The sequence below is a fragment of the Dermacoccus sp. UBA1591 genome (assembly GCF_002322065.1).
Taxonomy (GTDB): Bacteria; Actinomycetota; Actinomycetes; order Actinomycetales; family Dermatophilaceae; genus Dermacoccus; species Dermacoccus nishinomiyaensis.
The window spans coordinates 1-3,158 of the sequence record NZ_DCNR01000006.1 but is presented as its reverse complement, the minus strand read 5'-3'; the positions used below and the strand labels follow the sequence as shown (position 1 = coordinate 3,158).

General features: G+C 69.7%; 4 protein-coding genes and 1 pseudogene. 2 read left to right on the top strand and 3 right to left on the bottom strand.

Annotated elements, in window-relative coordinates; genetic code table 11:
* The 3 genes and pseudogenes from B2284_RS00995 to B2284_RS00985 form a co-directional block, all read right to left on the bottom strand.
* Positions 1–240: pseudogene (locus B2284_RS00995) on the bottom strand (GAF domain-containing sensor histidine kinase); the annotation flags it as partial.
* Positions 224–628, bottom strand: coding sequence for a hypothetical protein (locus B2284_RS00990; RefSeq protein ID WP_038568943.1), 405 nt, complete (start codon positions 626–628; stop codon positions 224–226). The gene B2284_RS00990 and the pseudogene B2284_RS00995, both read right to left, overlap by 17 nt.
* Positions 629–648: 20 nt before the next feature.
* Positions 649–960, bottom strand: a complete 312-nt coding sequence (locus tag B2284_RS00985; RefSeq protein WP_131941318.1) for a hypothetical protein — start codon at positions 958–960, stop codon at positions 649–651.
* A 57-nt stretch (positions 961–1,017) separates the two neighbouring features.
* Between B2284_RS00985 and B2284_RS00980 the strand changes: the two genes are divergently transcribed.
* Positions 1,018–1,659, top strand: a complete 642-nt coding sequence (locus tag B2284_RS00980) for a response regulator (protein ID WP_040014450.1) — start codon at positions 1,018–1,020, stop codon at positions 1,657–1,659.
* A gap of 111 nt (positions 1,660–1,770) precedes the next feature.
* Positions 1,771–3,144 carry a mycothione reductase gene (gene mtr, locus B2284_RS00975; RefSeq protein ID WP_006944436.1) on the top strand — a complete coding sequence of 458 codons (1,374 nt, stop codon included), beginning with the start codon at positions 1,771–1,773 and terminating at the stop codon, positions 3,142–3,144.
* Positions 3,145–3,158: the final 14 nt, after the last annotated feature.

Here is a 3,158-nt window from a genome sequence, read left to right as displayed (position 1 = left end):
GCCGAGGACGCCCTCGCCGTGGGGGCCGTCGCCGATGAGTGCGGCCGTCTCGGCGTCGATGCCGTGGATGACGACGTCGTCGAAGCGCCCCTCGGCGTTGAGCACGCCGAGCGCCCCGTACTGGGCGCCGGTGAGTTCCGCTGCGGTCTCGACGAATCGGCGCAGCAGTGGTTTGAGCTCGAGATCCTTGCTCAGTTCGATGACGGCGGCCAGCAGAGCCTCGTCAGGCTCGTTCGGCAAGACCGGATCGAAGGAGCGGATCGACGCGGTGACCATGCGCCGATGATAGGCACTCGGCGCTGAACAGAGCCTCCCGCGTCGGCAGGACGACATCGCCGCGCTGCGGTGCATCCGACGTCGAGCGAATGGCGAGCGGGCCGGTGACGCTGATCGACCAGCACGTTCCGTCGATGAGCGCCTCGACCTGCACGGCCGCGATGTCGCGTCGCTGCGCGCCGCGTGTGACGCTCGGGTGGGCCGTCTCGACGACGACGTCGCCACCCGTAACACGCACGCCACAGGGCATGACGAACGGAAGAGCACCCCGCGAGACGCTGACGTGCGCCCGACCGGTCCGTCCCATGGCATCGAGCATCTGCTCCGGTGTCGGTTCGCTCGGTGAGGGCATGCTTCATCCTCACCCGCGCCTCACCGCAGCGCCCGGGGACCTTCGTCCTCACCTGCGCGCCGGTGATGTGGCAGGAACCTCCTGAGCTGACGCGGCGTCAGCGCCGTGTTTTGTGCATGGGCGTCGACATTCGGCTGCGTGACGACGGTGATCGGGACGCGCTCGTGCGGCTGCTGTGCGAGCAGCAGCCGGTGTCGGGGTATCCGGTGCGGTGGCCGCTGCCCGGGCCGGTCGAGGGCTTCATCTTCCGCGATCGTGACGAGATCGCGTGGGTGGCGTGTGACGCCGACGCGGCTGACGGGCTGGAACGAGACCAGGGTCAAGTCCGTCATGCGCCCATCCTGGGGGAGCGCGCGGCGCGAACTCAACGCAGCGGCCACAATGGGGTCATGACTGTGCGCGTGTATCTGCTCGACGACCACGAGATCGTCCGTCGCGGCCTGGCCGAGTTGCTGGCGTCATCGGGGCGCTGCGAGGTCGTCGGCGAGAGCGGCAGCGCAGAGGAGGCGACGCGGCGCATCCCGGCGGCGCGCCCCGACGTCGCCATCCTCGACGGCCGGCTGCCAGACGGCACGGGCATGGAGGTGTGCCGCGCCGTGCGCAGCGTCGACGAGAACATCCGCTGCCTCATCCTCACCTCCTACGACGATGACGAGGCCCTGCTCGCCGCGATCCTCGCGGGCGCGAGTGGGTACGTCCTCAAGCAGGTGCGCGGCGCCGACCTCATCGAGACGATCGAACGCGTCGCGGCGGGGGAGTCGCTGCTCGACACCGCCGACGCCGACGTCATCCGCGCGCGCCTGCGCGGTGACGGTGCCCTCGAGAGCCCCGAACTCGCCGCGCTCACCGAGCAGGAGAAGCGCGTGCTCGACCTCATCACGCAGGGGTACACGAACCGTCAGATCGCGGGGCGCCTGCACCTCGCGGAGAAGACGGTGAAGAACTACGTCACCAGCCTGCTCGCGAAACTCGGCCTCGAATCGCGCACGCAGGCGGCCGTCCTCATGGAGCGCCTGCGCCACCCGCACTGACGCCCATCGTTCGACGCCTCGAGGCTCGGGAGGCTCGCTCGCGCAGAGAGGTCCGTGAGAAGAAATGCCCGGCGTTCCGGGGTTGTCCCCGCCTGCGCCTAGGGTTGGGGCATGGCTCATTTCGACCTCGTCATCATCGGCACCGGCTCGGGCAACTCGCTCGTGACGCCCGACTTCGCCGACAAGCGCGTCGCCGTCATCGAGAAGGGTGTCTTCGGCGGCACCTGCCTCAACGTCGGCTGCATCCCGACGAAGATGTTCGTCCAGGCCGCCGAGGTGGCGCGCAGCGCGCGGGAGGCGTCGCGCCTCGGCGTCGACGCGCACGTCGATCAGGTGCGCTGGGACGACATCCGCGACCGCGTCTTCGAGCGCATCGACGCGATCTCCGCGGGCGGACGCGCGTACCGCGAGCGCGGCAGCGACGACGGCAACACGACCGTGTTCAGCGGCCACGCGCGCTTCACCGGCGACCGCACGCTGCGCGTCGAGGGCTACGACGAGGAGATCAGCGGCGACCAGATCGTCATCGCGACCGGCGCGCGTCCCAACATCCCGCCCGTCGTCACCGACAGCGGCGTGCCCTACGAGACGAGCGACACGATCATGCGCATCGAGAAGTTGCCGCGTTCGCTCGTCATCGCCGGCGCCGGGTACATCGCCCTCGAGTTCGCCCACGTGTTCTCGTCCCTCGGCGTCGAGGTGACGATGCTCGCACGCGGAAAGCGCGTGCTGCGCCACGCCGACGACGACGTCAGCCGCGTCCTCACCCACGCCGCCACCGACCAGTGGGCTCTCGAACGTGATGCGGTCATGGAGTCGATCGAACAGCGCGACGGGACGATCCGCGTGACGCTGAGAGGTGGGCGCGTCGTCGAGGGCGAGATGCTCCTCGTCGCCACGGGCCGCATCCCCAACACCGACGACCTCGGCCTCGAGAACACCCGCGTCGAGGTGCGCGACGACGGGCGCATCGTCGTCGACGAGTACGGACGCACGGGCGCTGACGGCGTCTGGTCACTCGGCGACTGCTCCTCGCGCTACCAGCTCAAGCACGTCGCCAACGCCGAGGAGCGCTGCGTCGCGCACAACCTCGTCCACCCCGACGACCTGCGCGCGTTCCCGCACGACGTCGTGCCGGCGGCGGTCTTCACGCACCCGCAGGTCGCCACCGTCGGGCTGACGGAGGACGAGGCGCGCGAGGGCGGGCACGCCATCACGACGAAGGTGCAGAAGTACGGCGACATCGCCTACGGCTGGGCCCTCGAGGACACGACGAGCATCTGCAAGGTCATCGCCGACAAGGCGACGAAGAAGCTGCTCGGCGTGCACCTCGTCGGCCCGGAGGCCTCGATCGTCATCCAGCCTGCAGTCCAGGCGATGTCGTTCGGGCTCACCGCCGACGAGATGGCACGCGGGCAGTACTGGATTCACCCGGCGCTCACCGAGGTGCTCGAGAACGCGCTGCTGGGGCTCGAATTCGACTGAGCCCCAGGATGCGC

Coding starts and splice junctions, on each gene's coding strand:
- B2284_RS00990 (WP_038568943.1), bottom strand. CDS start 628: ATGCCCTCACCGAGCGAACCGACACCGGAGCAGATGCTCGATGCCATG.
- B2284_RS00985 (WP_131941318.1), bottom strand. CDS start 960: ATGACGGACTTGACCCTGGTCTCGTTCCAGCCCGTCAGCCGCGTCGGC.
- B2284_RS00980 (WP_040014450.1), top strand. CDS start 1,018: ATGACTGTGCGCGTGTATCTGCTCGACGACCACGAGATCGTCCGTCGC.
- mtr (WP_006944436.1), top strand. CDS start 1,771: ATGGCTCATTTCGACCTCGTCATCATCGGCACCGGCTCGGGCAACTCG.